General features: G+C 68.5%; 25 protein-coding genes. 10 read left to right on the top strand and 15 right to left on the bottom strand.

Annotation, left to right across the window (positions count from 1 at the left end):
• Positions 1–79: 79 nt before the first annotated feature.
• Positions 80–1,192, top strand: coding sequence for an ABC transporter ATP-binding protein (locus tag ACYP33_RS28030; RefSeq protein WP_414451119.1), 1,113 nt, complete (start codon positions 80–82; stop codon positions 1,190–1,192).
• Between the two features lie 224 nt (positions 1,193–1,416).
• On the opposite strand, the gene ACYP33_RS28025 is transcribed toward ACYP33_RS28030, so the two are convergent.
• From ACYP33_RS28025 to kynB, 6 genes are all read right to left on the bottom strand, one after another.
• The gene (locus ACYP33_RS28025) at positions 1,417–2,364 is read right to left on the bottom strand and encodes a sugar-binding transcriptional regulator (RefSeq protein ID WP_414451120.1); all 948 of its coding nucleotides are present in this window, start codon (positions 2,362–2,364) and stop codon (positions 1,417–1,419) included.
• Between the two features lie 61 nt (positions 2,365–2,425).
• The gene (xylB, locus tag ACYP33_RS28020) at positions 2,426–3,907 is read right to left on the bottom strand and encodes a xylulokinase (protein WP_459624673.1); all 1,482 of its coding nucleotides are present in this window, start codon (positions 3,905–3,907) and stop codon (positions 2,426–2,428) included.
• A 169-nt stretch (positions 3,908–4,076) separates the two neighbouring features.
• Positions 4,077–5,468: a D-arabinitol 4-dehydrogenase gene (dalD, locus tag ACYP33_RS28015; protein WP_459624672.1), complete on the bottom strand. Its 1,392-nt coding sequence runs from the start codon at positions 5,466–5,468 to the stop codon at positions 4,077–4,079.
• Between the two features lie 270 nt (positions 5,469–5,738).
• Entirely contained in the window at positions 5,739–6,653 is a 915-nt protein-coding gene (gene kynA, locus ACYP33_RS28010) for a tryptophan 2,3-dioxygenase (protein WP_459624671.1), read from the bottom strand.
• Positions 6,654–6,704: 51 nt separating this feature from the next.
• Positions 6,705–7,955, bottom strand: a complete 1,251-nt coding sequence (gene kynU / locus ACYP33_RS28005; protein ID WP_459624670.1) for a kynureninase — start codon at positions 7,953–7,955, stop codon at positions 6,705–6,707.
• Between the two features lie 59 nt (positions 7,956–8,014).
• Entirely contained in the window at positions 8,015–8,653 is a 639-nt protein-coding gene (gene kynB, locus ACYP33_RS28000) for an arylformamidase (protein ID WP_459624669.1), read from the bottom strand.
• 127 nt (positions 8,654–8,780) lie between these two features.
• Here kynB and ACYP33_RS27995 point away from each other — a divergent pair, with 127 nt between their 5' ends.
• Positions 8,781–9,281, top strand: a complete 501-nt coding sequence (locus ACYP33_RS27995) for an Lrp/AsnC family transcriptional regulator (RefSeq protein WP_414442938.1) — start codon at positions 8,781–8,783, stop codon at positions 9,279–9,281.
• Here the strand turns inward: ACYP33_RS27995 and ACYP33_RS27990 are convergent.
• On the bottom strand, positions 9,268–9,780 hold the full coding sequence (locus tag ACYP33_RS27990) for a flavin reductase family protein (protein ID WP_414442937.1): 513 nt from the start codon (positions 9,778–9,780) through the stop codon (positions 9,268–9,270). The two genes, ACYP33_RS27995 and ACYP33_RS27990, sit on opposite strands and share 14 nt — an antisense overlap.
• 156 nt (positions 9,781–9,936) lie before the next feature.
• On the opposite strand from ACYP33_RS27990, the gene msrA reads away from it, so the two are divergent.
• Positions 9,937–10,494 (top strand): peptide-methionine (S)-S-oxide reductase MsrA, encoded by a 558-nt coding sequence (gene msrA / locus ACYP33_RS27985; protein ID WP_414442936.1) that lies wholly within the window; start codon positions 9,937–9,939, stop codon positions 10,492–10,494.
• Between the two features lie 103 nt (positions 10,495–10,597).
• Here the strand turns inward: msrA and ACYP33_RS27980 are convergent, their stop codons facing one another.
• From ACYP33_RS27980 to pdxH, 3 genes are all read right to left on the bottom strand, one after another.
• Complete coding sequence (locus ACYP33_RS27980) at positions 10,598–11,935, bottom strand: DUF72 domain-containing protein (protein WP_459624668.1); 1,338 nt, start codon at positions 11,933–11,935, stop codon at positions 10,598–10,600.
• 28 nt (positions 11,936–11,963) lie between these two features.
• Positions 11,964–13,184 (bottom strand): class I SAM-dependent methyltransferase, encoded by a 1,221-nt coding sequence (locus tag ACYP33_RS27975; RefSeq protein ID WP_414442934.1) that lies wholly within the window; start codon positions 13,182–13,184, stop codon positions 11,964–11,966.
• A 134-nt stretch (positions 13,185–13,318) separates the two neighbouring features.
• Positions 13,319–13,963 (bottom strand): pyridoxamine 5'-phosphate oxidase, encoded by a 645-nt coding sequence (gene pdxH, locus ACYP33_RS27970; protein ID WP_414442933.1) that lies wholly within the window; start codon positions 13,961–13,963, stop codon positions 13,319–13,321.
• Between the two features lie 147 nt (positions 13,964–14,110).
• On the opposite strand from pdxH, the gene ACYP33_RS27965 reads away from it, so the two are divergent.
• Positions 14,111–14,965, top strand: coding sequence for a tRNA threonylcarbamoyladenosine dehydratase (locus tag ACYP33_RS27965; RefSeq protein ID WP_459624667.1), 855 nt, complete (start codon positions 14,111–14,113; stop codon positions 14,963–14,965).
• A 239-nt stretch (positions 14,966–15,204) separates the two neighbouring features.
• On the opposite strand, the gene trxA is transcribed toward ACYP33_RS27965, so the two are convergent.
• Both trxA and ACYP33_RS27955 read right to left on the bottom strand, forming a co-directional pair.
• Complete coding sequence (gene trxA, locus ACYP33_RS27960; protein WP_414442931.1) at positions 15,205–16,053, bottom strand: thioredoxin; 849 nt, start codon at positions 16,051–16,053, stop codon at positions 15,205–15,207.
• A gap of 52 nt (positions 16,054–16,105) precedes the next feature.
• On the bottom strand, positions 16,106–16,990 hold the full coding sequence (locus ACYP33_RS27955; RefSeq protein ID WP_459624666.1) for a pirin family protein: 885 nt from the start codon (positions 16,988–16,990) through the stop codon (positions 16,106–16,108).
• Positions 16,991–17,117: 127 nt separating this feature from the next.
• On the opposite strand from ACYP33_RS27955, the gene ACYP33_RS27950 reads away from it, so the two are divergent.
• A complete protein-coding gene (locus ACYP33_RS27950; protein WP_414451895.1) occupies positions 17,118–17,990 on the top strand; it encodes an EamA family transporter in 873 nt (290 codons plus the stop codon).
• Between the two features lie 92 nt (positions 17,991–18,082).
• On the opposite strand, the gene ACYP33_RS27945 is transcribed toward ACYP33_RS27950, so the two are convergent.
• Both ACYP33_RS27945 and tsaE read right to left on the bottom strand, forming a co-directional pair.
• A complete protein-coding gene (locus tag ACYP33_RS27945) occupies positions 18,083–19,612 on the bottom strand; it encodes an N-acetylmuramoyl-L-alanine amidase (RefSeq protein WP_459624665.1) in 1,530 nt (509 codons plus the stop codon).
• Entirely contained in the window at positions 19,594–20,136 is a 543-nt protein-coding gene (gene tsaE, locus ACYP33_RS27940; RefSeq protein WP_459624664.1) for a tRNA (adenosine(37)-N6)-threonylcarbamoyltransferase complex ATPase subunit type 1 TsaE, read from the bottom strand. The genes ACYP33_RS27945 and tsaE overlap by 19 nt, the downstream gene beginning before the upstream one ends.
• Positions 20,137–20,153: 17 nt before the next feature.
• On the opposite strand from tsaE, the gene queG reads away from it, so the two are divergent.
• Genes queG through xerD form a run of 3 tightly spaced genes read left to right on the top strand, consistent with a single transcriptional unit; the run spans position 20,154 to position 23,029 of the window.
• On the top strand, positions 20,154–21,371 hold the full coding sequence (gene queG / locus ACYP33_RS27935) for a tRNA epoxyqueuosine(34) reductase QueG (protein WP_459624663.1): 1,218 nt from the start codon (positions 20,154–20,156) through the stop codon (positions 21,369–21,371).
• 48 nt (positions 21,372–21,419) lie between these two features.
• Positions 21,420–21,887, top strand: a complete 468-nt coding sequence (locus tag ACYP33_RS27930) for a methylated-DNA--[protein]-cysteine S-methyltransferase (protein ID WP_459624662.1) — start codon at positions 21,420–21,422, stop codon at positions 21,885–21,887.
• Between the two features lie 8 nt (positions 21,888–21,895).
• Positions 21,896–23,029 (top strand): site-specific tyrosine recombinase XerD, encoded by a 1,134-nt coding sequence (gene xerD / locus ACYP33_RS27925; RefSeq protein ID WP_459624681.1) that lies wholly within the window; start codon positions 21,896–21,898, stop codon positions 23,027–23,029.
• Positions 23,030–23,047: 18 nt separating this feature from the next.
• Here the strand turns inward: xerD and ACYP33_RS27920 are convergent, their stop codons facing one another.
• Positions 23,048–24,631, bottom strand: a complete 1,584-nt coding sequence (locus ACYP33_RS27920; protein ID WP_459624661.1) for a class I adenylate-forming enzyme family protein — start codon at positions 24,629–24,631, stop codon at positions 23,048–23,050.
• Between the two features lie 132 nt (positions 24,632–24,763).
• On the opposite strand from ACYP33_RS27920, the gene ybaK reads away from it, so the two are divergent.
• A complete protein-coding gene (gene ybaK, locus ACYP33_RS27915) occupies positions 24,764–25,255 on the top strand; it encodes a Cys-tRNA(Pro) deacylase (protein ID WP_459624660.1) in 492 nt (163 codons plus the stop codon).
• Positions 25,256–25,398: 143 nt separating this feature from the next.
• The coding region (gene plsY, locus ACYP33_RS27910; RefSeq protein ID WP_459624659.1) for a glycerol-3-phosphate 1-O-acyltransferase PlsY at positions 25,399–25,990 on the top strand (592 nt) is incomplete at its 3' end.

The following is a 25,990-nucleotide window of genomic DNA, read 5'->3' as shown; positions in this document are numbered from 1 at the left end:
CGTGCGCGGGCGACACCGCCGCGCACGTCGAACCGGCCGCACCGCTCACGGGCGGCCGTCAATGGAGCGGAGACAAATCATGGCAAGCGTGCTTCTGCGCAATATCGGCAAGCGCTACGACGAGAACGAAGTGCTGAGCAATGTGAACCTCGACATCGCCGATGGCGAGTTCGTGGTGTTCGTCGGCCCGAGCGGCTGCGGCAAGTCCACGCTGATGCGGATGATCGCGGGGCTGGAGGATATTTCCGGCGGCGACCTGATGATCGACGGCGTGCGCGTGAACGAGATGCCCAGCGCCAAGCGCGGCATCGCGATGGTGTTCCAGTCCTACGCGCTCTATCCGCACATGACGCTGTACGACAACATGGCGTTCGGCCTGAAGCTGGCCGGCGCGAAGAAGCCCGAGATCGATGCGGCCGTGCGCAACGCGGCGAAGATCCTGCACATCGATCACCTGCTGGAGCGCAAGCCCAAGCAACTGTCGGGCGGCCAGCGCCAGCGCGTCGCGATCGGCCGCGCGATCACGCGCAAGCCGAAGGTGTTCCTGTTCGACGAACCGCTGTCGAACCTCGATGCCGCGCTGCGCGTGAAGATGCGCCTCGAATTCGCGCGCCTGCACGACGAGCTGAAGACCACCATGATCTACGTGACTCACGATCAGGTCGAGGCGATGACGCTGGCCGACAAGATCGTGGTGCTGTCGGGCGGCAACGTGCAGCAGGTCGGCAGCCCGAACACGCTGTATCACGCGCCGGCCAACCGCTTCGTGGCGGGCTTCATCGGCTCGCCGAAGATGAACTTCCTCGAAGGCGTGGCGCAGGCCGTGTCGGCCGACGAAGTGACGGTGCGCTTCGAATCGGGCGAGACGCAGCGCGCGGCGGTGCGCACCGGCACGCTGAAGACGGGCGACAAGGTCACGGTCGGCATTCGCCCCGAGCATCTGCAGGTCGGCGTGGCCGAGGGCGCGGGCGTGGCGGTCAAGACCATGGCCGTGGAGTCGCTCGGCGATTCGGCCTACCTGTATGCCGAATCGGCGGTCGCGCCGGACGGCATGATCGCGCGCATTCCGCCGCTCGAAACGCATCGTCCGGGCACGATCCTGCGCGTGCAGACCGCGCCCGAGCATTGCCATCTGTTCGACGCGCAAGGGCTGGCGTTCGAGCGCTGTTCGCCGCACGCGAAGGCCGCGTAATACTCGGTGAGTGGCGAGGCCGGGGTTCCGGTGCCGTCATGCCAACGACAGGGCCGCGCGAGGGTTGCGCGGCCCTGTCGTTGGTGCGGCCTGTTGGGCGTGGCGGTGGGCGTGGGCATGAGCGAGCGCGCATGAAAAAACGGCGGCCACGTCGATGACGTGTGCCGCCGTTCTCGTCAGTGCCGCCGGTGCTTCGAACCGGCCGTGGCCGCCATCGGCCCGCTTCAGTCCGCCAGCGCCGCGCGCGCGCAGCTTTCGTCGGTCACGATGCCCGACAGCCAGCCGCCGCGCAGCGCGGCCAGCACCGCCGCCTGCTTGCGCGGGCCGCCCGCGAAACCGATGGTCGGCCGGCGCGGCGGCGCGTCGAGCGGCACGCTCGTCACGCGCGCGGTGGACGGCGTGATGACGCGCGCGCCGCGCGCATCCATCGGCAGCCCGACCATCTCGGCCACCGAGCCGTATTCCATCATCTCGTTCAGCTCGTCGGCCGTGATGAAGCCGTCGACGTGCAGCGGACAATCGACGCCCACGTTGCCGATCCCGACGAAGGCCACGTCGGCGTCGGCCGTCAGTTGCTCGACGATCCGGTACAGCCGGTGATTGCACCACTGCGCGCGCTCGGCCTCGTTGTCGGCGATCAGCGGCGCGGGCAGCAGGAAGTGCTTGCCGCCGGTCTTCTCGGAGATGTGCTGGGCGACGTCGTACGGGTTCGACGAGCCGTCCTGCGCGATCGCGCCGACCATCGACACGAGCCGGTGCTGCGGCCGCTCGATCTGCGCGATCTGCGCCACGGCCGCCTTCAGCGTACGGCCGCTGCTGACCGCGATCACCATCGGCCGTTCCTCGTTGATGTAGCGCTCCATGACCTGCGCGCCGGCCACGGCCAGCTTGCGGTCGATCGAATCGGGCGTGTCGGCGTCGATCGGCACCACCTCGCAGAGCGACAGGCCGTAGCGCTTCGACAATTGTGCGGCCAGATCGAGGCAATCGGCCACGCGGTGATCGACGCGCACGCGGATCAGGTTCTTCTCAACCGCGAACGCCACCAGCCGCTGCGCGACCGGCCGCGACACCTGCAACTTCTCGGCGATCTCGTTCTGCGTGTCGCCGGCCACGTAGTAGAGCCAGGCGGCACGCGTGGCGAGATCGAGTTTTTCGGATGACTTGGACACGGTGCGAGGTCGCTCGGAACGGGGGCGGGCGGAAAAGGTAGCGATCCTATCGCAATCGGCGTCAGGCGAGACGCGGGCGCGACGGTTCGAACAGCGGCCGGACGTGGCGGTACAGCGCGCGATAGGTCTCGAGCCGCTCGCGCAGCCGCGCGTGGCGGGCCGCATCGGGGGCGTACTCGGCCGACAGTGGCGGCTTGGTCAGCACTTGCGACGGATCGCCGCCGTCCGCCAGCCAGCCCAGCCGCGCCGCGCCGAGCGCCGCGCCGGTCGCACCGCCGCCGAGCTGGTGGGTGCGCACGTCGAGCGCGTCGGCCACCAGTTGCGCCCAGTACGCGCTGCGTGCGCCGCCGCCGATCAGCGCCAGCGAGCCGGTTTCGGAGCCGGCCGCCACCAGCGCGTCGTGGCCGTCGGCGATCGCCAGCGTCACACCTTCGAGCACCGCGTAGCCGAGCCGCGCGCGGTCGGTGCCGTGCGTCATGCCGTAGAACACGCCCTGTGCGTACGGATCGTTGTGCGGCGTGCGCTCGCCCGACAGGTAGGGCAGGAAGATCGGCGCGTCGGCCAGTTCGGCCGGATCGAGCGCGGCCACCTCGGCGATCAGCGTGGGCTCGTCGGTCGAGGTCAGCTTGCAGACCCAGCGCAGGCAACTGGCGGCCGACAGCACCACGCTCATCTGTTGCCAGCGGTTCGGGATCGCGTGGCAGAACGCGTGCACGGCCCGTTCGGGATAGGGCATGAAGCGGTCGCCGACGATGCTGAGCACGCCCGAGGTGCCGAGCGAGACGAAGCCGTCGCCGGGCTGGGTCGCACCGATGCCGAGCGCGCTGGTGGCGTTGTCGCCGCCGCCGCCCGCCACCACGATGCCGTCCTTCAAACCCAGTTCGCGCGCCACCTCGCCGCGCAGCGTGCCCGACGGCGCGTTGCCCTCGATCACGCGCGGCATCTGATCGCGCGTCATGCCCCCGGCCTCCAGCAGCGTGTCGGACCAGTCGCGGCGCGCCACGTCGAGCCACAGCGTGCCGGCCGCGTCCGACGGGTCGGACACGCGGTTGCCGGTCAGCCGCAGCCGCAGGTAATCCTTCGGCAGCAGCACGCAGGCGATGCGGCGGAACACGTCCGGTTCGTGACGGGCCACCCACATCAGCTTCGGCGCCGTGAAACCGGGCATCGCGAGGTTGCCGGCGAGCCGGTGCAGGTCGGGCGCGCGTTCGGTCAGCGCGGTGCATTCCTCGTCGCTGCGCATGTCGTTCCACAGGATCGCGGGCCGCAGCACGCGATCCTCGCGATCGAGCAGCACCGCGCCGTGCATTTGGCCCGACAGGCCGATGCCGCGCACCTGCGCGTACTCGGATGGGTGACGCTCGCGCAGCGCGGCCAGCGCCGCGCAGGTGCCGGCCCACCAATCCTCGGGCTGTTGCTCGGCCCAGCGCGGATGCGCGCGCGTGACGGTAAACGGCGTACCCGCCGTGCCGACGACGGTGCCGTCGGGGGAAAGCAGCAGCACCTTGACTTCCGAGGTGCCGAGATCGATGCCGAGATACATGATGGGCGGAAGCAGTCCGTCGTCAGAGAGTCGCTACTGTAGCCGCGCGCCGTGGCCGGTGCCAATGCCGGATGACCCGGACACGGCGCCGGCCGCCGGGGCTGCCCGTGCCGGTTCGGCATGCGGGCAACGGCGACGGGGCGTGGGGTAATGCGGGGTCAATGCAGGATCAGGATGCGGCGCGCCACGCGTCGACGCGCGCCAGCCCGGCGCGCAGCGCGTGCAGCAGGCGCGCGTCGCCCGCCAGCGAACCCCACAGCCCGCGATCGGCGGCCAGCGCGGCCACCGGATCGTCGGCCGCGACGATCGCGCGCGCCACGCCCGGGTCCATCACGCCGTCCTGGTATGCGTACGGCAGCAGGCCCTGTGCCCAGCGTTCGAGGAAGCGCAGGAACAGCGTGGGCAGCACGGCGGTCGACACCGGGTCGGCGCCGCGTGCGAAGCAGTCGGCGAAGGTCGGCGCGATGAAGCCGGGGATCTTCGAGAAGCCGTCGGCGGCCACGCGCTGGTTGGTGTCGAGGATGTACGGATTGCCGAAGCGCTCCAGCACCACGTCGCGGTAGCGCGCCAGATCGAGCGGGCTCGGCGTGAGCGAGGGGATCACGTCGTCGCTCACGTAGGCGTGCGCGAGCGCGCGGATCGCCGGGTCGTGGGTGCCTTCGTGGATATACGACAGGCCCGCCAGCGTGCCGGCCCAGGCGATGCAGCTGTGGGTGGCGTTGAGGATGCGGATCTTCGCTTCCTCGTACGGATGCACGTCGTCCACCATTTCCGCGCCGGCTTTTTCCCAGGCCGGGCGGCCGGCCACGAAGCGATCCTCGATCACCCACTGGATGAACGATTCGCCCATCACCGGGCAGGCGTCGTCCATGCCGGTGGCGGCCTTCACGCGCTCGGCCACGTCGGGCGTGGGGCGCGGCGTGATGCGATCGACCATCGCGCTCGGGCACGACACGTTCGCGTCGAACCAGGCCAGCAGGTCGGTCAGGCCGCGCCGTTCGAGGAATTCGCGCATGCCGGCCTCGAAGCGAGCGCCGTTGCTGCGCAGGTTGTCGCAGCTTTGCAGCGTGACCGGGCCGCCCGCGCGGGCCTGCCGTTCGGCCAGCAGCGCCGCCAGCGCACCGTAGATGGTGGTGCGCGCGCCTTGCAGGTCGGCGGCCAGATCGGGGTTGCCGGCGTCGAGCCGGTTGTGTTCGTCGAGGTAGTAGCCGCCTTCGGTCACCGTGAACGAGACGATCCGGCAGGACGGGTCCGCGCCGGCCTCGATCAGCGCGCGCAGGTCGATCGACCAGGGCAGCACGCGCGAGATCGAGCGGATCGCCTCGTAGGTGCGCTCGCCGGCCGGCGTCACGGTTTCGAGCGTGTAGACGCCCTGCTGCGCGGCCAGCGCGTCCATCGTCGCCTGCATGTCGTCGCGGATGTTGGCGACCGCGAGCGACCAGCGCTCGTGCGGTGCGGCGGCTTCGTTGACGCGGTGCAGATACCAGGCCTGATGGGCGCGGTGAAAGGACCCGGCGCCGATGTGGAGGATCACAGGCGCGGCGGTCGGCGAAGGATTCATCCGTTGTCTCCTTGTGGCCGGTCACGGCCTTGTTAAGATCATTTGCTCGCTTTGTGAACGAATGATCATGTTCGGGCCTGCGAAAGTCAAGGCGGAACGCGCGGATTTCGATGCTGCGCTGCGGCGTGAGGCGGAATGTGAAGCGGGACGTGAAGCGGGGCGGGAACGGCGAGACGGGAGAAGTGAGACGAAGGAAGCGGCGGGCGGCGCGGGCAGGGCGCCCGCGCGTTCGGGTTGCGATGCGTGCCGCGTGGGCACGCCGGTGGAGCGTTACAGCGTGGTGCGCACGTGCCACAGCTCGGGGAACAGCACCACGTCGAGCATCTTGCGCAGATACGGCGCGCCGTTGGTGCCGCCGGTGCCCTGCTTGAAGCCGATGATGCGTTCGACCGTGGTGACGTGACGGAAGCGCCACTGGCGGAACGCATCTTCCAGGTCGACCAGTTCCTCGGCCATTTCGTACAGTTGCCAGTGCGCCGACGGGTCGCGATACACCGCCAGCCAAGCCGCCTCGACCGACGTGTCGTGCTCGGTCGGCCCGCGCCAGTCGCGTTCGAGCCGCTCGGGCGCGATCGCGAAGCCGCGCCGCGCGAGCAGGCGCACCACCTCGTCGTACAGCGACGGCGCGTCGAGCGTGGCCTCGACTTCCGCGAGGATGTCGGGGCGGTGCGCGTGCGGCTTGAGCATCTGCGCGTTCTTGTTGCCGAGCAGGAATTCGAGCTGGCGATACTGGTACGACTGGAAGCCCGACGACGCCCCCAGATACGGCCGCATCGCCGAATACTCCGACGGCGTCATGGTGGCCAGCACGTTCCAGGCTTGCACCAGTTGTTCGAGGATTCGCGAGACGCGCGCCAGCATCTTGAAGGCCGGCGGCAGCGCGTCGCCGCGAATCGAATCGAGCGCGCCGCGCAATTCGTACAGCGCCAGCTTCATCCACAGCTCGCTGGTCTGATGCTGGATGATGAACAGCATCTCGTTGTGGTCGGGCGAGAGCGGGTGCTGCGCGTTGAGGATCGGCGTCAGCGACAGGTAATCGCCGTAGCTCATGGACTTCGAGAAGTCGAGCTGGGCCTCGTGCCAGCCTTCGCCGTGGGCGGCGGGCTCGGCCGGCGCGCCCGAGAACGGGCAGCGCGGCGGGGCGCCGGCCCCGGCTCCGTTCGGGGCCGATTGATCAGGATTCACGATGAAATGCTCCAGAGGGCGATAGGGTTCGATTCGGCGAGGTTCACTGGCTCAGGTCACGTCGGTGCGCGCCGCGAATTCGGGCGCCTGCCAGGCGCGCGTGACGAGCACCTCGCGCAGCGTCTCCACGGCATCCCACACGTCGACGAAGCGCGTATAGAGCGGCGTGAAGCCGAAGCGCAGGATGCGCGGCTCGCGGTAGTCGCCGATCACGCCGCGCGCGATCAGCGCGCGCATCACCTCATAGCCGTGCGGATGCTCGAAGCTGGCCTGCGAGCCGCGCCGGGCCGCCTCGCGCGGCGTGACGAGCGTCAGGTCGAGGCCGGCGCAGCGCGTTTCCACCAGCGCGATGAACGCGTCGGCCAGCGCCAGCGATTTGCGGCGGATCGCGGCCATGTTCGTTTCGTGGAAGATGTCGAGGCCGCATTCGATCATCGACATCGACACGATCGGCTGCGTGCCGCACAAAAAGCGCGAGATGCTCGCATCGGGCTGGAAGCCAGGCTCCATCGCGAACGGCGCGCGGTGGCTCCACCAGCCCGACAGCGGCTGCTCGAAGCTGGCCTGATGGCGCTTCGGCACCCACACGAAAGCCGGCGAACCGGGGCCGCCGTTCAGGTATTTGTAGGTGCAGCCCACCGCGCCGTCCGCGCCCGCGCCGTTCAGGTCCACCGGCACCGCGCCGGCCGAATGCGCGAGATCCCACAGCATCAGCGCGCCGGCCTGCTGCGCGTGGCGCGTTAGCGCGGCCATGTCGTGCATGGCGCCGCTGCGGTAGTTCACATGCGTGATCATCGCCACCGCGCAGTGTTCGTCGATGGCCGCCTCGAGCTCGGAGGCGTCGTCCACCAGGCGCAGCTCGTAGCCGCGATCGAGCTGGGCGATCAGGCCCTGCGCGATATACAGATCCGACGGGAAATTCGAGCGCTCCGAAACGATCACGCGGCGCGCCGGCGCGCGCTTCGCCTGCTCGCGCAGCATCGCGGCCAGCAGCTTGAACAGGTTGACGGAGATGGTGTCGGTGATCACCACTTCGGCGTCGGCCGCGCCGATCAGCGGCGCGAGGCGATCGCCCAGGCGGCGCGGCAGTGCGAACCAGCCCGCCGTGTTCCAACTGCGGATCAGGTCGTGGCCCCATTCGGCCTCGATCACTGCACGGGCGCGTTCGGCCGAGGCCTTCGGGCGCGCGCCGAGCGAGTTGCCGTCGAGGTAGATGGTGTCGTCGGGCAGGGCAAAGCGCTCGCGCAGCGGGGCGAGCGGATCGTCGCGGTCGAGGGCGAGCGCGTCTTCGCGGGTAGTCATGGCGTCGAATCTCATGGAATTAAGGGCGGCGGCGCGGGACGCCGGATCGGTTGGCGCGCTCAGGCCGTGCCGGGCAGCGCGCGCAATACGGCGCGCACCGGGCTGGCGTCGAGCGTGGCGAATTTCAGCGGCAGCGCGATCAACTCGTAATCGCCGGCCGGCACCGCGTCGAGCACCAGCCCTTCGAGGATCGCCATGCCGTGTGCGCGGATGCGCCCGTGCGAGGTCATCGTTTTCGATTCCTGCGGGTCGAGCGAGGGCGTATCGATGCCGACCAGCCGCACGCCGTGCGCGGCCAGCAGGTCGATCGCGGCCGGGGCGACGGCGCAGAACGCGCTGTCCCAGGCGTCTTGCGGCGCGATGGCGTAGGTGCGCAACAGCACGCGCGGCGGCGCGCCGGCCAGCGCACCGGCGAGCTGTTCAGGCGTGACGAGCGGCTTCGTGCCGCGGCAGTCGATCACGCGGCACGGGCCGAGATAGGCGTCGAGCGATACCGCACCGATCGGCGCGCCATCGGCGTCGTAATGTAGGGGCCCATCGGCGTGGGCGCCGGTGTGCGGCGACAGCGTCAGCCGCGCGACATTGACCGGCGAGCCGGCCTCGATGCGCCAGACGCGCTCGACCGACACCGGCGTGTCGCCCGGCCAGACAGGCGTGGCGGGAGAAAGGGAGGGGGAAATGTCCCAGAGCGTGTCCATCGTCGTTGAGCAAGTTCCGATCCGTCGAATGATAAGCAAACGACATTGAAAGGTGCTTGCGAAATAAACATGGACATTCCGCAAATATCGCAGATAATTTGAACGATAGCCAAAACGGGGACCAGAAATGCATGCAATCTCGCTCGACGCTACCGATTGCCGTATTCTCGCCGTATTGCAGCAGGAGGGCCGGATCAGCAACCTCGATCTGGCCGAGCGCATCTCGCTGTCGCCATCCGCCTGCCTGAGGCGAATGCGGCTGCTGGAGGAGCAGGGCGTGATCGAATGCTATCGCGCCTGCCTGAGCCGTGAAAAATTGGGGTTTGAACTGGAAGCGTTCGTGCAGGTGTCGATGCGCAACGACCAGGAGCAATGGCACGAGCGCTTCGCCGAGGCGATCAAGGCCTGGCCGGAGGTGGCGTCGGCGTTCGTGGTGACGGGCGAAACGCATTACTTGCTGCGCGTGCTGGCCCACAACCTGAAGCACTACTCCGATTTCGTGCTGAACCAGCTCTACAAGGCACCGGGCGTGATGGACATCCGCTCGAACATCGTCTTGCAGACGCTCAAGGACGAGGCGGGGCCGCCCGTCTCGCTGGCGCGCACGGGTGCGCTCAAAGCCGAGTGAGGTCGTGGAACGCGCCGCCGTGGAACACCAGCGGCGCGAGCGAGCCGGCATCGGGATGCAGGCCGCAGCGTTCGACCTCGCCCACGAAGATCACGTGGTCGCCTTCGTCGTAGCGGCTGCGGTTATGGCATTCGAACCAGGCCAGCGCGCCGTCGAGCACCGGCATGCCCGACTGGCCGGCCTCGTGCGACACCCCTTCGAAGCGGTCGCCCTTGGCGGTCGCGAAGCGCTTGCACAAGTCGAGCTGCGACGCCGCCAGCACATTGATCACATAATGGCTGTTGCCGCGAAACACCGGCAGCGACGCCGAGCGCGTGGCCAGGCTCCACAGCACGAGGGGCGGATCGAGCGATACCGAATTGAACGAACTGGCGGTCATGCCGATCAACTGGCCGGACGGCGCGCGCGTGGTGATGACCGTCACGCCGGTGGCGAACTGGCCGAGCGCCTGGCGGAACGCGGCGACGTCGAAATCGGGCGGCGTGGCGCGCAGCGTCATCGCGAGACCGCCTTCGGGTAGCTGGAAAACACGAAAAGTGACGTCATCTGGAAATCCGGGAAATTGTCCCGATTTTAGCGGAATCGGTGGCCGCCCGACCCGGCGGCCCGCAACGGTCCGGTCGAACCGCGGCCGGATCTTCTGTCAGGAGCGAACATGAATCAGGCAGTGCAGGACGTCGCCATCGTCGGCGGCGGGTGTTTCTGGTGCACCGAAGCGGTGTTCCTCGATGTGGAAGGCGTGCTCGCGGTGGAATCGGGCTACGCGGGCGGCCAGACGCGCAACCCGACATACCGGGCCGTGTGCGAGGGCGATACGGGCCACGCCGAGGTCGTCAAGGTGACGTTCGATCCGGCGCGCATCAGCTATCGCGAAGTCCTTGAAATCTTCTTCGCCACACACGATCCGACGCAGTTGAATCGGCAGGGCGCCGACGTCGGCACGCAATATCGTTCGATCGTATTCGCCGATTCGGACGCGCAGCGCGAGGCCGCGCTCGACGTGATCGCCACGCTGGGCCGCGAGCAGATCTTCGGTGCGCCGATCGTCACGGTGGTCGAGCCGCTCGACGGCAATTACTGGCCGGCCGAGGAATATCACCAGGATTACTTCGCGCGCAATCCGCAGCAGGGCTATTGCGCGGCCGTGATCGGCCCGAAGATCGCGAAATTCCGCCAGAAGTTCGCGCACCGGCTCAAATCGCGCGGCGTGTGAGTGTGTCCGCCCGGGCTCGGGCGGCCGGATAGACCGAAACGGCGGGGTCGATCGCGACGCCGCCGTTTTTTTGTGCGGTTGCCGTCGTGGTTGCCGCTGCCGGTCAGCCCGGCTCGGCGCGGTGCCGTTCGATCGATTCGGCGATCGCCTTCGCCAGCTCGATGCACGACAACGGCGCGGAGCCTTCGGCCTTGTTGTTGATGGTGATCAGCACCGGCTGGCCGGCCAGCACGTAGCGCGCGGCCAGCTCGGCGAGCGCCTCGCGCGTGTGCGGGTCCTCGTCGACGAGCCGATCGAACGGGTCGTACTTGGCCTTGGCCTGCTCGTATTTGAAGCCGCCGTGCAGGCTCCAGCGCACCACCAGCGGCCCGGGCGTGTCGCCGTCGAGCAGCGCCAGCGCCGCGGCTTGCCGTAGCGGGTCGGGCATCCGCGCATGGAGGCCGACGCAATAGCGCACGCCCGAGGCGGCCAGCGCGCGGATGAAGCGCGGCGTGAGCAGGATCGAATCGCGGATCTCGATCGCGTAGCGCGGGCTGTCCGGCTCGGCCGGCAGCGGCGGCAGCGCCGCGAAGAACGCGGCCAGCCGCTCGATCAGGCCGGCCGGATCGGCCAGCAGCGCGTCGGGCAGCGGCGAGAACTGGAACACCAGCGCGCCGGCCTTGCGGCCGAGGCCGTCGAGGCACGGCCGCACGAATTCGTCGATGGCGATGCGCGTGTCGAGGAACGCCGGGTTCGGGCCGGCGGGCTCGCCGCGCGAGCCGCGCACCACGGCGTCGGTCACCGAGGCGGGCGCCTTCACGACGAAGCGGAAATCGTCGGGCACCTGCTGCGCGTAGCGCAGGTAGTCGGCGATCGACAGCGGCGCGTAGAACGAACGGTCGATGCTGACGCTCTTGAGCAGCGGATGCGCGCCGTAGGCGTCGAGGCCGTCGCGCGAGAGTTTTTGCGGCGAGTAGTCGTCGCCGTAGACGATGCCGTTCCAGCCCGGGAACGACCAGGTCGAGGTGCCGAGCCGCACGTTGGGCGGCAGCGCCGCCGCCGTGGCGGCCACCGCGTCGCTGATCGGGGCCGGCGTCACACCGCGCTTGCCCGAGCGGCGGGCGCGCGCGGGCTTGGCGTCGGTGGCGGGTGCGTGGGTTTCGGCGGGCAGCTCATCGTCGCCGAACAGGGAGGCCGTGGCGTCGGATGGCGTGGGTTCCGATTCGTTCTCGCGGGACGGCGCGACGCCGTCGCGAAGCGGTGCGGCAGCGGGTTCTTCAGACAAGGCGGGGGGCGACGCAACGACCAAGCGCCGCGCGCGAGCGGATGCGCCGGGGTCGGATTGACCGGCGGGTGCGGCAGGCAGCGGTTCGCCGAACAGATCGAACTGCGCGGCGTCGTCCGGCGAATCGTCCTGCTTCGTGGTTCGCGCGGTATCGCGCCGCGTGCTGCCGTCACCCATGCATCGTGGTCGTTTGCGTCAGGCTGCCTCAGCGCGGCAGCGGGTTCTCGTACATGTAGCGCCGCGACCACGGCAGCGTTTTCGCGCTGCGGCCGGCCTTGCGGCAGACGAGCTGATAGATCGACACGTCGTCGTTCTCGAAGGCATACGCGCAGCCGGCGAGATACACGCGCCAGATCCGGAACTTCTCGTCGTCGACGAGCTGGCGGGCCTGTTCGGCGTGCGCCTCGAAGTTCTCGGTCCAGATGTCGAGCGTGCGCGCATAGTGCCGACGCAGGCTTTCGACGTCAACCACTTCGAGGCCGCCGCGCTGCGCCGCTTCGAGCGCGAGGCTCACGTGCGGCAGTTCGCCGTCCGGGAACACGTAGCGGTCGATGAATTCGCCGCCGCCGAGCGAGGTTTCGCCGCTGTCGGCGTCCGACGAGGTGATGCCGTGGTTCATCGCCACGCCGTCGTCGGCCAGCAGCTCGCGCACCTTGGTGAAGTAGCCCGGCAGGTTCTTGCGGCCGACGTGCTCGAACATGCCGACGCTCGTGATCCGGTCGAACTGGCCTTCGACGTCGCGGTAATCCTGCAGGCGGATCTCGATCTGGTTCTCGAGGCCGGCCTGACGCACGCGTTCGGTGGCCAGGTCGAACTGGTTCTGCGAGAGCGTGACGCCCACGCAGTGCGCGCCGAACTTCTGCGCGGCGCGCAGCACCAGCGCGCCCCAGCCGCAGCCGATGTCGAGCAGGCGCTGGCCCGGCTGGAGCTGGATCTTGGTCAGGATGTGATCGATCTTCTTGAGCTGCGCGGTGGCCAGATCCTCGTCGCCGTTCTCGAAGTAGGCGCACGAATACAGCATGTTCTCGTCGAGCCAGAGCTTGTAGAAATCGTTCGAGACGTCGTAGTGATACTGGATCGCCTTCTTGTCCGAGTTCTTCGTGTGCGTGAAGTAACGCGTGACGCGCGCCAGCTTGCTCGCATTGGTGACGGTGCTGCGCGCGAGCGAGTAGCCGATGTCGATGACGTCGGGCAGGCGGCCCTCGATGTCGATCTTGCCCTTGACGTACGCCTCGCCGAGATTGTCGAGGCTCGGGTCGAGCAGCAGCGGCAGCGCCGATGCGTGATTGACCTTCAGCGTCACGGCCGGCGCGCTGAAGCTGCCGAAATCGTGTTGATCGCCATTCCAGAGCACCAGCCGCGCCGGAATATTGGCTTTTTCTCGTACTTCGTCTGCCCACTGTGCCAGCTTCTTTTCCCAGAACATAAGAATTCTCCGTTGTCTGTTGAAACGAATACAGCCAAGCCATCTTTTCGGTCCGCCGCGTCGAGGCGGCGGGCCGTCATGCAAATCCGAGATACGAGAGGGCGCTGCGGGGGTGACTCGCGGCGCGCGTGGCGTTACGGCGAGAGGCGCTCGATCGTCCACGGCGTATGGGACGCCGCGTCGCGCGTGTAGCGCAGCCGATCGTGCAGCCGTGAGGGCCGGCCCTGCCAGAATTCGATGGCGTCCGGCACGAGCCGGTAACCGCCCCAGTGCGGCGGACGCGGCGGATGCTCGCCATAGCGTTCGCTGAATTCGCGTTCGCGCGCTTCGAGCACGCCGCGGTTCGCGATGACCGCGCTTTGTTCCGAGGCCCAGGCGCCGATGCGCGAGCCGGCCGGACGCGACGCGAAATAGGCGTCGCTCTGTGCCGCGCTGGTTTTTTCGATGCGGCCTTCGATGCGCACTTGGCGCTCGAGCTCGATCCAGTAGAACAGCAGTGCGGCGTTCGGGTTGTGCGCGAGCTCGCGGCCCTTGCGGCTTTCATAGTTGGTGAAGAACACGAAGCCGTGTTCGTCCACGCCCTTGATCAACACGATGCGCGCGGACGGCCGGCCTTCGGCGTTCACGGTGGCGAGCGTCATGGTGTTCGGTTCGGGCAGTTGCGCGTCGAGCGCTTCGTTGAACCACTTCTCGAATTGCCGGACGGGATCGGGCGCGACGTCGGCTTCGTCGAGCGAGGCGCGCGAATAGTTGATGCGGAGGTCGGCAAGAGTGGACATTTTTTTCTGCGAACGCTTCAATCTGAGGCGAGTATAGCCAAGGAAACAAATTCCTGCGTTGGCGTGCCGCGCCCGGTCGGCATGGCGTCGATCAGGCAAAATAAGCGCTTTCGCGGCTGTTCCGCTTTCATTTCGCTTACCTAACGTATGTCTCGTATCGACGCCGTCACCACGCAGGACGATCTTACTCCGAGCCCGCCAAATCAGCTTGGCGACGCCGACCGCGCGCGGCGCTTCGGCGGCGTCGGCCGGCTTTACGGCCCGGCCGCGCTGGCGGCCTTCGAGCACGCGCACGTGGCCGTGATCGGCATCGGCGGGGTGGGCTCGTGGGCAGCCGAGGCGCTCGCACGCAGCGCGATCGGGCGGCTCACGCTGATCGATCTCGACAACATCGCCGAAAGCAACACCAACCGCCAGATCCACGCGCTCGACGGCAACTACGGCAAGGCCAAGGTCGACGCGATGGCCGAGCGCATCGCGCTGATCGATCCGGCCTGCCGGGTCGATCGCATCGAGGAGTTCGCCGAGCCCGACAACTTCGAGGCACTGCTCGGCGGCGGCTTCGATTTCGTGATCGACGCCATCGACAGCGTGCGCACCAAGGTCGCGCTGATCGCGTGGTGCGTCGCGCGCGGCCAGCCGCTCGTGACGGTGGGGGGCGCGGGCGGCCAGTTGGACCCGACGCGCATTCGCATCGACGACCTGGCGCTGACCATTCAGGACCCCCTGCTGTCGAAGGTGCGCGCGCAACTACGCAAGCAGCACGGCTTTCCGCGCGGGCCGAAGGCGAAGTTCAAGGTCAGCGCCGTGTATTCGGACGAGCCGCTGATCTACCCCGAAGCCGCCGCCGGCGAGATCGACGAGGATGGCGCGGCGGACGTGGCGCAGGCCGGGCCGGCCGGGCTGAACTGCGCGGGTTTCGGTTCGAGCGTGTGCGTGACGGCCCCCTTCGGGTTCGCGGCCGCCGCGCATGTGTTGAGGGCGATCGCTGCGCGCGCGTGACGCATGACGTGATGCGGCCTGGCTGCGAGGCGACTTCGAAGGCAATTTGAAAGCATGTCAACGGCTTCGCGCGAAACCAGGGAATTTGCCGCTCAGATCTGACTATTTCGTGTTTTCGAGGCTGTTTTCTGCCGATTTTTCAATTCTTTGATATTTTGCAGCCCAAAACGAAACGGGCGCGAGCCCTTGCGGCCCGCGCCCGTTTTTTCATCGCCGGATGGCGGCGATGCGTGCCGCGATCAATACAGCGCGGCGCTGAGCTTGCGGCGCCATGCCGCGATCAGGTTCGGCTGGTCGGACGCGAGTTCGAACACCGACACCATCGTCTTGCGGCCCACGTCGTCCTTGAACGCGCGGTCGCGCTGGACGATTTCGAGCAGTTGTTCGAGCGCGCCTTCGTACAGGCGGTGCGCGATCAGCATCTGCGCCAGATCGAAGCGCGCTTCCAGGTCGCCCGCGTCGGCGGCGATGCGGGCCTCGAGCGCGTCGGTGGGCGGCAGCTCGACCGCCGCGTCGATCGCCTCGAAGCGCGTCATGATTGCCTGGTAGCGCGGATCGACGCCGTTCACGGTTTGCGGCGAGAGCCGGGTGGCCTCGTCGCGCGCGGCTTCGACGCGGTTCACGGCCAGCAGCAGTTCGATCAGGTCGAGGCGGATGTCGTCGTCGCCCGGGTTCAGCGCGAGGGCCGCCTGCAGATGCCGGGCGGCATCTTCATAGCGTTCCTCGGCGATGGCGACCTGCGCGGCGTGGCGTTCGGCTTCCTCGGCCGACGGCAGCAGCCGGTCGATGAATTCGCGCAACTGGCCTTCCGGCAGCACGCCCACGAATTGATCGACGGCGCGACCTTCGGCGAACGCGATCACGTGCGGGATGCTGCGCGTCTGGAAGTGCGCGGCCAGCTCCGGGTTCTCGTCGACGTTGACCTTGACGAGCTTCCAGCGCCCGGCGTAATCGGCTTCGAGCCGTTCGAGCATCGGGCCGAGCGTCTTGCACGGACCGCACCAGGGCGCCCAGAAATCGACGAGTACCGGTGCGTCGAGCGATGCTTCGATGACGTCGCGTTCGAAGGTGGCGAGCGTGGTGTCCATGAGGTCCTCGTGAGTCGGAAAGATCGTGTAGTTGGGGCCGAAACCCCGCGTTTCAATGTTGCGGCTTGCGTTCGGGCAGCGGGATCCAGTCCGTCTCGCCGGGCACCGTGCCCATCTTCTGGGCGGTCCAGTCGAGCTTGGCCTGCTCGATCGCCTCGCGCGTGCTGGCCACGAAATTCCATTCGATGAAGCGTTCGCCGGCCAGCTTCGCGCCGCCGAGCAGCATCACGCGTGCGGCGCCCCGGCTCGCCAGCGCGACCGTTGCGCCCGGCGTCAGCACCGCCATGGTGGCGGCGTCGAGCGGCGTGCCGTCGATCGTCAGGTCGCCGTCGACCAGGTAGACGCCGCGTTCCTCGTGATCGGCGTCGAGCGTAAGCGTCGCGCCGGCCGCGAATTCGGCGGCCACGTACAGCGTGCGCGAGAACGTGGTGGCCGGCGAGCGCAGGCCGAACGCGTCGCCGACGATCACCGTCAGCGCCACGCCGTCGCGCGTCAGCTTCGGCAGCGAGGCGGCCGGATGATGCTCGAACGAGGGCTCGGTGGTTTCGTGCTCGACGGGCAGCGCCACCCAGGTCTGGATGCCGTGGATCGTCTGGCCGCGCTGGCGGACGTCCTCGGGCGTGCGCTCCGAGTGCACGATGCCGCGCCCGGCCGTCATCCAGTTGACGTCGCCGGGCACGATGGTCTGCAGCGAGCCGAGGCTGTCGCGATGCAGGATCGCGCCGTCGAACAGGTAGGTGACGGTGGCCAGGCCGATATGCGGATGCGGGCGCACGTCGAGGCCGCTGCCGGGCGGCAGCTCGGCCGGCCCCATGTGGTCGAAGAAGATGAACGGGCCGACGAGGCGTGCGGCCATCGCGGGCAGCGTGCGGCGCACCTGCAGGTTGCCGATGTCGCGCACGTGAGGCTTCAGGACCGCTTTGATCGATTCGCTCATGGTCGGAATGGGACGCGGGGTGGGGAGGCTGCCCATTGTATCGGGCCTCGGCGACGTTCGCGCGTTGCGGCGGCGGCCGGTAGACTGCTGCCTTTGCGCATGCAATCACGGAGGAAACGTCGCGATGATGGCCATGAAGGATCTGTTGCTGGCGCTGGTGGTGATCGTCGCCTGGGGCGTCAACTTCGTCGTGATCAAGATGGGGCTGCACGGCGTGCCGCCGATGCTGCTCGGCGCGCTGCGCTTCACGCTGGCGGCGGTGCCGGCGGTGTTGTTCGTGCCGCGTCCGCGCATCGCCTGGCGCATGCTGCTGCTGTACGGCGGCACGATCCTGCTCGGGCAATTCGTTTTCCTGTTTACCGCGATGTATGTCGGCATGCCGGCCGGGGTGGCCTCGCTCGTGCTGCAGTCGCAGGCGTTCTTCACGCTCGGCTTCGCGCGCGTGTTCCTCGGCGAGCGCGTGCGCGCCTGGAACCTGATCGGCCTCGTGATCGCGGCGGCCGGCCTGGCCGCGATCGCGGCGCAAAGCGGCGGCGCGATGACGCTGGCCGGCTTCGCGCTGACGATCTGCGCCGGCGTGTGCTGGGCGCTCGGCAACGTCGTCACCAAGAAGATCGGGCCGGTCGAACTGGTGCCGCTGGTGGTGTGGGGCAGCCTGGTGCCGCCGATTCCGTTCTTCGCGGCGTCGCTGGCCTTCGAGGGGCCGGCGCGCATCGAGACGGCGCTGGCCTCGATCTCGGGCGCGTCGATCTTCGCGATCGTCTATCTGGCCTTCGTCGCCACGCTGCTCGGCTATGGCATCTGGGGCCGGCTGCTCGGGCGCTATCCGGCCGGGCAGGTCGCGCCGTTCTCGCTGCTGGTGCCGGTGATCGGCATCGCGTCGTCGGCGTTCTTTCTCGGCGAGCAGATGAGCACGGCCGAATTCGCCGGTGCGGCGCTGGTGATGGCCGGGCTCGTGATCAACGTGTTCGGCGGGCGCTGGATGCGGCGCGTGGCGTGAGGTGCACGGCGCGCCAATGAACAACGCCTCGCGCGAAGGCGAGGCGTTTTGTGGGGGCTGCGGCCCGACCGATGGCCGCCGATGGCCGAAACTCAGGCCATCCGGTTCTTGGCCAGCGGCGGGTTGGCCGCGAAATAGCGCTTGATGCCGCGGAAGATCGCGTCGGCCATCTGCTCGCGATAGGCGTCGTCGTTCAGGCGGCGCTCTTCGTCGGGATTACTGATGAACGCCGTTTCCACCAGGATCGACGGAATGTCGGGCGCCTTCAGCACGGCGAAGCCGGCCTGTTCGACCGAGCCCTTGTGCAGCTTGTTGATGCCGCCCACCTCGCGCAGCACGAAGTTGCCGTAACGCAGCGAATCGCGGATCTGCGCCGTGGTCGACATGTCGAACAGCGCGCGGTTGACCGACACGTCCTGCGTCTTCACGTTGATCCCGCCGATGTTGTCCGACGAATTTTCCTTGTTCGCCATCCAGCGTGCGGCCGCGCTCGTCGCGCCGTGATCGGACAGCGCGAACACCGACGAGCCGTGCGCCTCCGGCGTGGTGAACGCATCGGCATGGATCGACACGAACAGATCCGCGCCCACGCGCCGCGCCTTCTGCACGCGCACGTTCAGCGGGACGAAGAAATCGTTGTCGCGCGTCATCATCGCGCGCATGTTCGGCGCGCCGTCGATCTTCGCGCGCAGCTTCTTGGCGATGTCGAGCGCGACGTGCTTCTCGTAGGTGCCGCCGCCGCCGATCGCGCCCGGATCTTCGCCGCCGTGGCCCGGATCAATCGCCACCGTCAGCAGGCGCACCGTGCCGTTCTTGCCGCTTTTCGGCGTGGTGAACGCATAGGTGTCGGGGATGCCGTCGTCGTCATCGTCCTTCTTCGCCACCACCGGCGGCGGCTTGATCGCGGGCCTGGCGGGCGAGGTGGGGGTGGCCGGTGACGCGGCCTGCGGCGTGTTCTGCGCGAACTGCTGGAAGAACGCGTCGCTGTTGTCGTGCGCGCCGGGCGGCGGCGTGCCGGGGCCGTTCAGCGCGGCCTGCGGCGGTTGCGCCTGTTGGGCCTGCTGGGTGCGCACGTCGTCGTTGAGCTGGCGTTCCTTGTGCTCGGTCTGCGTGATCAGGTCCGACAGCAGATCGGGCGCGACCGCCGGATACAGGTCGAACACCAGCCGGTAGCGATAGGTGCCGACCGGCGGCAGCGTGAACATCTGCGGCTTCACCGAACCTTTCAGATCGAACACCATGCGCACCACATGCGGCTGGTACTGGCCGACGCGCACGGATTGGATCTGCGGATCGTTCGGCGCGATCTTCGACACCAGGTCGCGCAGCGCCTGGTCGAGATCGAGGCCGTCGAGATCGACGACCAGCCGATCCGGGCCTTGCAGCAGTTGCTGCGCCGCCTGCAGCGGCTGATCGGATTCGATCGTCACGCGCGTGTAATCGCGCGCGGGCCAGACCCGCACGCCGAGCACCGACGAGGCGAGTGCCATGCGCGGCGCGACCAGCCCGAGCACGAGCGTCGACGCGCCGGCAACCAGCACCTTGCGGCGGCGCCAGTTGTGGGTGGTGGTGGCGGCCGACTCGATCGAGCGGAACGGTTTGATCAACATCTTTCGAGACATGCGTTTCCTGAAACACTGTAGGCCCGCGCCACGAGACGGCGGCCTTCGCCGTCGACATCGAGCGCGAACACGAGATCCGGCACGCCGAGCAGCGTACCTGCCTGCTGCGGCCATTCGACCAGGCAAATCGCACCGGCGTTGAAATATTCGCGAAAGCCTGCGTCCGCCCATTCGGCCGGATCACTGAATCGATAGAGATCGAAGTGATGCACCGCGAGTTCCCCATCTTCGCGCGGCAGGGCATACGGTTCGACGAGCGTGTAGGTCGGGCTCTTCACGCGGCCGGCGTGGCCGAGGCCGCGAAGCACGGCGCGCACCAGGGTGGTCTTGCCCGCGCCGAGATCGCCGACGAGCTGGATTTGCAGGCCGGAGAAGCTCGGTTGCGTGCGCACCGCGTCGATCGCGTGCGCGAAACGCGTGCCGAACGCGGCGGTCGCGGCCTCGTCGGGCAGCGCGAAGACGCGCTCGGCGAGCGGGGCGGACGCGACGATCGCGGCGATCGGATGGCTGGGCTGCGCGGGCATTCTCGTAAAATAGCGCGATGAACCGTAAACCGGAACTCGACGTGATGGACGCACCCTCGACGCAAGCCGAGGGCGCTGCGTCGCGCCGCCTCGACGATGCCGCGCTGGATGCGCTCGCATCGCGCATCAAGGACTGGGGGCGCGAACTGGGTTTCGGGGCGATCGGTATCAGCGATATCGACCTCTCGGATGCCGAGGCGGGGCTTGCCGCGTGGCTGGAAGCCGGTTGCCACGGCGAAATGGATTATATGGCGAAACACGGCATGAAACGCGCGCGGCCGGCCGAACTTGTGGCCGGTACACGACGTGTGATTTCGGCCCGTCTCGCCTATCTGCCGGCCGACACGGTGGCGGCCGGCGCGGCCTCCGACGCGGGCGGCTGGCGGGCGCACGAGCATGCGCGGCTCGACGATCCGGCCGCCGCCGTGGTGTCGATCTATGCGCGCGGCCGCGATTATCACAAGGTACTGCGCAACCGCTTGCAGACGCTGGCCGATCGCATCGAGGCCGAGATCGGCCCGTTCGGCTATCGCGTGTTCACCGATTCGGCGCCGGTGCTCGAAGTCGAACTCGCGCAGAAGGCCGGCACCGGCTGGCGCGGCAAGCACACCCTGCTGTTGCAGCGCGACGCCGGCTCGCTGTTCTTTCTCGGTGAAATCTTCGTGGACGTGCCGCTGCCCACCGACGCGCAAACCCACCCCGATGCCGCGCCCGAAACGCCGGGCGCGCATTGCGGCAGTTGCACGCGCTGCCTCGACGCCTGCCCGACCGGCGCGATCACCGAGCCGTATCGCGTCGATGCGCGGCTGTGCATTTCGTATCTGACCATCGAATTGAAAGGCAGCATCCCCGAGCCGCTGCGCCCGCTGATCGGCAATCGCGTGTATGGCTGCGACGACTGCCAGCTCGTGTGCCCGTGGAACAAGTTCGCGCAGGCCGCGCCGGTCGCCGATTTCGATGTGCGGCACGGGCTCGATCGCGCCTCGCTGACCGAACTGTTCGCGTGGAGCGCCGCCGAATTCGACGAGCGCATGCAGGGCAGCGCGATCCGGCGCATCGGTTACGAGCGCTGGCTGCGCAATCTCGCGGTAGGGCTGGGCAATGCGCTGCGCGCGCCGGCCGGGCAGTTGCCCAGCGAAGCGCGCGCGGCGATCGTCGCGGCGCTGGCCGCGCGTGCCGACGATGCCTCGGCGCTGGTTCGCGAGCATGTCGAATGGGCGCTGCGGGCGGCCTAGGCAGCGTACAGTGACGGTTTCGGCGCGGGCGGCATCCAGGAGCGGGCCATGTTCAATGCAGTGATCGACGCGCCGTTCGGCAAGGTCGGGATTCGCACCGAGGGCGCGTGCGTGCGCGAGATCGTCTATCTGCCCGAATCGGTGCGCAGCGTCGAACCCGACAATGCGCTTGCACGGCGCGCCGCCAAGCAGATGGAACGTTATTTCGCGCGCGCGTCGGCGCGTTTCGACCTGCCGCTGGCCGAGGTCGGCTCGGCGTTCCAGCGGCGCGTCTGGCAGGCGATCGGCGAGCTGCCGCCCGGCACCGTCGCCACCTACGGACAGATCGCCCGGCGCATCGGCAGCGCGCCGCGCGCGGTCGGCCAGGCGTGCGGCGCGAACTGGTTCCCGCTCGTGATTCCATGCCATCGCGTTGTCGCGGCCGGCGGTATCGGCGGGTTCTCCAATCACGCCGGCGACGGCTACTACCTGACGGTCAAGCGCTGGCTGCTCGCGCACGAAGGGATTCAATACTGATGGCATCGATGGCGGGGAAGACGGAAGCGGGCGTGGGCGAAGCCGTGGCGGATGACGGTGGCGCGGTGGAGGCGGCCGGCGCGAAAAAGCCGCGCGCGAAGCGCAGGGCCGAAGCAGCCAAAGTGACGGGTTCAAGCCGCAAGCCGCGTGCAGGCTCGGCGTCTCGCGTTGTGCGCGCCCGGCGTGGCGCCGGTGCCGATGCAGACGGCGAGGCCGACGGTGGCGCGCAGGCGCTCGGCGGCTCGCCCGAACGCGAGGCGAGCCGTACCTCGATCGACCTGTTCTGCGATGCGCTCTGGCTCGAACACGGCCTGTCGCAAAACACGCTCGACGCCTATCGACGCGACCTGAGCCTGTTCGCGCAATGGTTGTCGGCCACGCATGGCGCGAGCGTCGATGCGGTCAACGAGGAAATGCTGACCGGCTATATCGCCGCGCGCAGCGACGGCAAGGCGGCCTCGTCGAACCGGCGGCTGTCGGTGTTCCGGCGCTACTACGGCTGGGCCTTGCGCGAGCACCGCGCGAGCGCCGATCCAACGCTGCGAATCCTGTCGGCGAAGCAGCCGGCGCGGTTCCCGTCGACGCTGTCCGAGGCGCAGGTCGAGGCGCTGCTCGGCGCGCCCGACGTGGCGACGCCGCTCGGGCTGCGCGACCGCACGATGCTCGAACTGATGTATGCGAGCGGGTTGCGCGTCAGCGAGCTCGTCACGCTGAAGACGGTCGAGGTGGGCCTCAACGAAGGCGTGGTGCGCGTGATGGGCAAGGGCGCGAAGGAGCGGCTCGTGCCGTTCGGCGAGGTGGCGCACGGCTGGATCGAGCGCTACCTGCGCGAATCGCGGCCGGCGCTGCTCGGCGCGCGGGTGGCCGATGCGCTGTTCGTGACCGCGCGCGGCTACGGCATGACGCGCCAGCAATTCTGGAACATCATCAAGCGCCACGCGGCCAGCGCCGACGTGCGCGCGCACCTTTCACCGCACACGCTGCGCCACGCATTCGCGACGCATCTGCTCAATCACGGCGCCGACCTGCGCGTCGTGCAACTGCTGCTCGGGCACAGCGATATTTCGACCACGCAGATCTACACCCACGTCGCGCGCGAGCGCCTGCGCACGCTGCACGCCGAGCATCACCCGCGCGGATGAGCACGCGGCGGCTCCCGGTCAGCCGCCCTGATAGCCGCGATGGTCGCGCAGCCGGTGCTTGAGCACCTTGCCGGTAGAGGCGGCCGGCAACGCATCCACCGGCACGATCCGCGCGGGCCGTTTGTAAGGCGCGAGCCGCGCCGCGCACCAGGCGTCGAGTTCTTCAGCGGCCAGCGCCGTGCCCGGCATCAATTCGACGAACGCGATCACTTCCTCGTTGCCCTCCACGGCCCGCCCGATCACGGCCGACTGCACGACGGCCGGGTGCGCGTTCAGCACATGCTCTACCTCGGCCGGATAGACATTGAAGCCCGAACGGATGATCAATTCCTTGCTGCGCCCGGCAATGGTCAGCGAGCCGTCGGGCGCCGCGCGCGCGAGATCGCCGGTGCGCAGCCAGCCGTCGGCCGACACGGCCGCGCGCGTGGCTTCCGGGTTGCGGTAATAACCGAGCATCACGTTCGGACCGCGCACGATCATCTCGCCGACCTCGCCGGCTGGCACGTCCTGCCCGGCGAGATCGACGAGACGCACCTCGATGCCGGGAATCGGCGTGCCGACCGAGCAATCGCTGCGCGGTGCATCGAGTGGCGTTTGCGCGACGGTGGGGCTGCTCTCGGTCATGCCGTAGCCGTTGTGCAGCGGCAGCCCATAGATGCGTTCGACGCGCGCCTTGAGATCGGCGTCGAGCGGCGAGCCGCCCGAGTAGACGAAGCGCAGGTGCGGCGCGTGCCACGGATGGCCGTGCGTGTGCAGATGCTCGAGCAGCTTGGCGTGCATGACGGGCACGCCCTGGAAGATCGTGACCTGCTCGTCGGCCAGCGCGCGGCGCACGGCTTCGGGCACGAAGCGCGGCACGAGGCGCAGCGTCGCGCCGGCGTACAGGCTGCCGAGACACACCGAGGCCAGCCCGTAGACATGCGAGACCGGCAGCACCGTATAAACGACATCCTGCGGGCCGACGCGTCGCAGCGTGCTCGACACGGCCGCCACGAACAGCAGGTTGCGGTGCGACAGCATCACGCCCTTCGGCGTGCCGGTGGTGCCGGTGGTGTAGATCAGCGCCGCGCATTGGCGCGCGCCGTCGGCCTCGACCGCTTCGGTATTGACGGTGGGATCGAGCGCGATGGCCCAGCCGCCGATGTCGGGCGCGATGGCGGCGGCCGGCTCGGCGTGATGGCGGGCGGCATGCGCGACGGCGTCGGGCGAGGTGGCGGTGACGAAGGCCAGCGCGCGCGGGCGGGCATGGGCCGCGATCGCGTCGAGCTCGGCATCCGACAGGCGGGCGTTGACGAGCAGCGCCCAGGCATCGAGCGCGGCCGTGGCGAACAGCAGGACGATCTGCGCGATGCTGTTCTCCGCCACGATCATGACACGATCGCCGCCGCTCACGCCGAGCGCACGCAATTGCGCGGCGGCCGCGTCGATCGCCGCGACCAGTTGCGCATAGGTGAGCCGGCGCGCGTCCTCGATCAGCGCCGGGTGATCGGGCGTGCGGGTGGCAATGCGGCGCGGCACGTGATCGATGCGCGCGGGCAGCGCGGCGAGCAGGGCATCGACATCGAGGCGGGCGGTGGCAGGCGAGGCGGGCGAGGTTGGCATCGTGGCTCCGGAAACAGGCCGGGCGGCATGGCCTTACATCGAGAAGGCTCCGATCGTGCCATGTGCACCGCCCTGGGGCAATCGGCCGAACGGACAATAGTGCTTCAACGCGGCCGCAATTAAAATGCGCCCATGAGCAAATCCCGACATGTATCCGAAACGCCGGCCACGCAGTGGCTGCGCCGTCATGGCGTCGCCTTCGGCGAGCACACCTACGACTATGTCGAGCACGGCGGCACCGGCGAATCGGCGCGCCAGCTTGGCGTGGACGAGCACCAGGTGGTGAAGACGCTGGTGATGGAAGACGAGCACGCCAAGCCGCTCGTGATCCTGATGCACGGCGACCGCACCGTCTCCACCAAGAGCCTCGCGCGGCAGATCGGCGCGAAGCGCGTCGAGCCGTGCAAGCCCGAGGTGGCGAACCGCCATTCCGGCTATCTGGTCGGCGGCACCTCGCCATTCGGCACGAAGAAGGCGATGCCCGTGTATGTCGAGGCGTCGGTGCTCGACCTGCCGTTGATCCTCGTCAATGGCGGCAAGCGCGGCTACCTCGTCAGCCTCGCGCCGGCGGTGCTGGTCGAGGTACTCGCGGCCAAGCCGGTGCAATGCGCGAGCGTCGATTGAGGGTTTCACCGGGAACGCCGGCCGGCGCGCTTCGGTAGAATGAGCGCCGCCGCGCAGCCGCAACCGGTGCGCGGCATGGCCGCAGCGCAACATCGAGGCGCGCCGCGCCGTCCTTTCATCATTCGTGGAAACACACCATCGTCATGCAGATTCTGATCGCTACCGTCGCTGCCTACCTGATCGGCTCGGTGTCGTTCGCCGTCGTCGTCAGCGCATTGATGGGCCTCGCCGATCCGCGCTCCTACGGCTCGAAGAACCCCGGCGCGACCAACGTGCTGCGCAGCGGCAACCGCAAGGCCGCGGTCCTCACACTGCTCGGCGACGCCTTCAAGGGCTGGCTCGCGGTGTGGCTGGTGCGTCATTTCGGCATCGGCGGCGAGATCGGCGTGGCGCTGGCCGCGATCGCCGTGTTCCTTGGCCACCTGTATCCGATCTTCTTCCGCTTCCAGGGCGGCAAGGGCGTGGCCACGGCGGCCGGCGTGCTGCTGGCCATCTCGCCCGCGCTCGGCATCGCCACGCTGCTGAGCTGGCTCGTGATCGCGTTCTGCTTTCGCTATTCGTCGCTCGCCGCGCTGGTGGCGGCCGTGTTCGCGCCGATCTTCGACGTGTACCTGTTCGGCACGCAGGGCAACCCGGTGGCCTGGGCAGTGCTGGCGATGAGCGTGCTGCTGATCTGGCGGCACCGCGCCAATATCTCGAAGCTGCTGAACGGGCAGGAAAGCCGGATCGGTGCAA

Source organism: Burkholderia sp. 3C (assembly GCF_054589155.1).
The sequence above is the reverse complement of the archived record's forward strand: the minus strand, read 5'-3'. Positions and strand labels throughout refer to the sequence as shown.

What these genes read in the sequence shown, in the direction of transcription:
- ACYP33_RS28030 (WP_414451119.1), top strand. Translation starts at nt 80, where the DNA reads ATGGCAAGCGTGCTTCTGCGCAATATCGGCAAGCGCTACGACGAGAAC.
- xylB (WP_459624673.1), bottom strand. Translation starts at nt 3,907, where the DNA reads ATGTATCTCGGCATCGATCTCGGCACCTCGGAAGTCAAGGTGCTGCTG.
- dalD (WP_459624672.1), bottom strand. Translation starts at nt 5,468, where the DNA reads ATGAATCCTTCGCCGACCGCCGCGCCTGTGATCCTCCACATCGGCGCC.
- kynU (WP_459624670.1), bottom strand. Translation starts at nt 7,955, where the DNA reads ATGACTACCCGCGAAGACGCGCTCGCCCTCGACCGCGACGATCCGCTC.
- kynB (WP_459624669.1), bottom strand. Translation starts at nt 8,653, where the DNA reads ATGGACACGCTCTGGGACATTTCCCCCTCCCTTTCTCCCGCCACGCCT.
- ACYP33_RS27995 (WP_414442938.1), top strand. Translation starts at nt 8,781, where the DNA reads ATGCATGCAATCTCGCTCGACGCTACCGATTGCCGTATTCTCGCCGTA.
- ACYP33_RS27990 (WP_414442937.1), bottom strand. Translation starts at nt 9,780, where the DNA reads ATGACGCTGCGCGCCACGCCGCCCGATTTCGACGTCGCCGCGTTCCGC.
- msrA (WP_414442936.1), top strand. Translation starts at nt 9,937, where the DNA reads ATGAATCAGGCAGTGCAGGACGTCGCCATCGTCGGCGGCGGGTGTTTC.
- ACYP33_RS27980 (WP_459624668.1), bottom strand. Translation starts at nt 11,935, where the DNA reads ATGGGTGACGGCAGCACGCGGCGCGATACCGCGCGAACCACGAAGCAG.
- ACYP33_RS27975 (WP_414442934.1), bottom strand. Translation starts at nt 13,184, where the DNA reads ATGTTCTGGGAAAAGAAGCTGGCACAGTGGGCAGACGAAGTACGAGAA.
- pdxH (WP_414442933.1), bottom strand. Translation starts at nt 13,963, where the DNA reads ATGTCCACTCTTGCCGACCTCCGCATCAACTATTCGCGCGCCTCGCTC.
- ACYP33_RS27965 (WP_459624667.1), top strand. Translation starts at nt 14,111, where the DNA reads ATGTCTCGTATCGACGCCGTCACCACGCAGGACGATCTTACTCCGAGC.
- trxA (WP_414442931.1), bottom strand. Translation starts at nt 16,053, where the DNA reads ATGGACACCACGCTCGCCACCTTCGAACGCGACGTCATCGAAGCATCG.
- ACYP33_RS27955 (WP_459624666.1), bottom strand. Translation starts at nt 16,990, where the DNA reads ATGAGCGAATCGATCAAAGCGGTCCTGAAGCCTCACGTGCGCGACATC.
- ACYP33_RS27950 (WP_414451895.1), top strand. Translation starts at nt 17,118, where the DNA reads ATGGCCATGAAGGATCTGTTGCTGGCGCTGGTGGTGATCGTCGCCTGG.
- ACYP33_RS27945 (WP_459624665.1), bottom strand. Translation starts at nt 19,612, where the DNA reads ATGTCTCGAAAGATGTTGATCAAACCGTTCCGCTCGATCGAGTCGGCC.
- tsaE (WP_459624664.1), bottom strand. Translation starts at nt 20,136, where the DNA reads ATGCCCGCGCAGCCCAGCCATCCGATCGCCGCGATCGTCGCGTCCGCC.
- queG (WP_459624663.1), top strand. Translation starts at nt 20,154, where the DNA reads ATGAACCGTAAACCGGAACTCGACGTGATGGACGCACCCTCGACGCAA.
- ACYP33_RS27930 (WP_459624662.1), top strand. Translation starts at nt 21,420, where the DNA reads ATGTTCAATGCAGTGATCGACGCGCCGTTCGGCAAGGTCGGGATTCGC.
- xerD (WP_459624681.1), top strand. Translation starts at nt 21,896, where the DNA reads ATGGCGGGGAAGACGGAAGCGGGCGTGGGCGAAGCCGTGGCGGATGAC.
- ACYP33_RS27920 (WP_459624661.1), bottom strand. Translation starts at nt 24,631, where the DNA reads ATGCCAACCTCGCCCGCCTCGCCTGCCACCGCCCGCCTCGATGTCGAT.
- ybaK (WP_459624660.1), top strand. Translation starts at nt 24,764, where the DNA reads ATGAGCAAATCCCGACATGTATCCGAAACGCCGGCCACGCAGTGGCTG.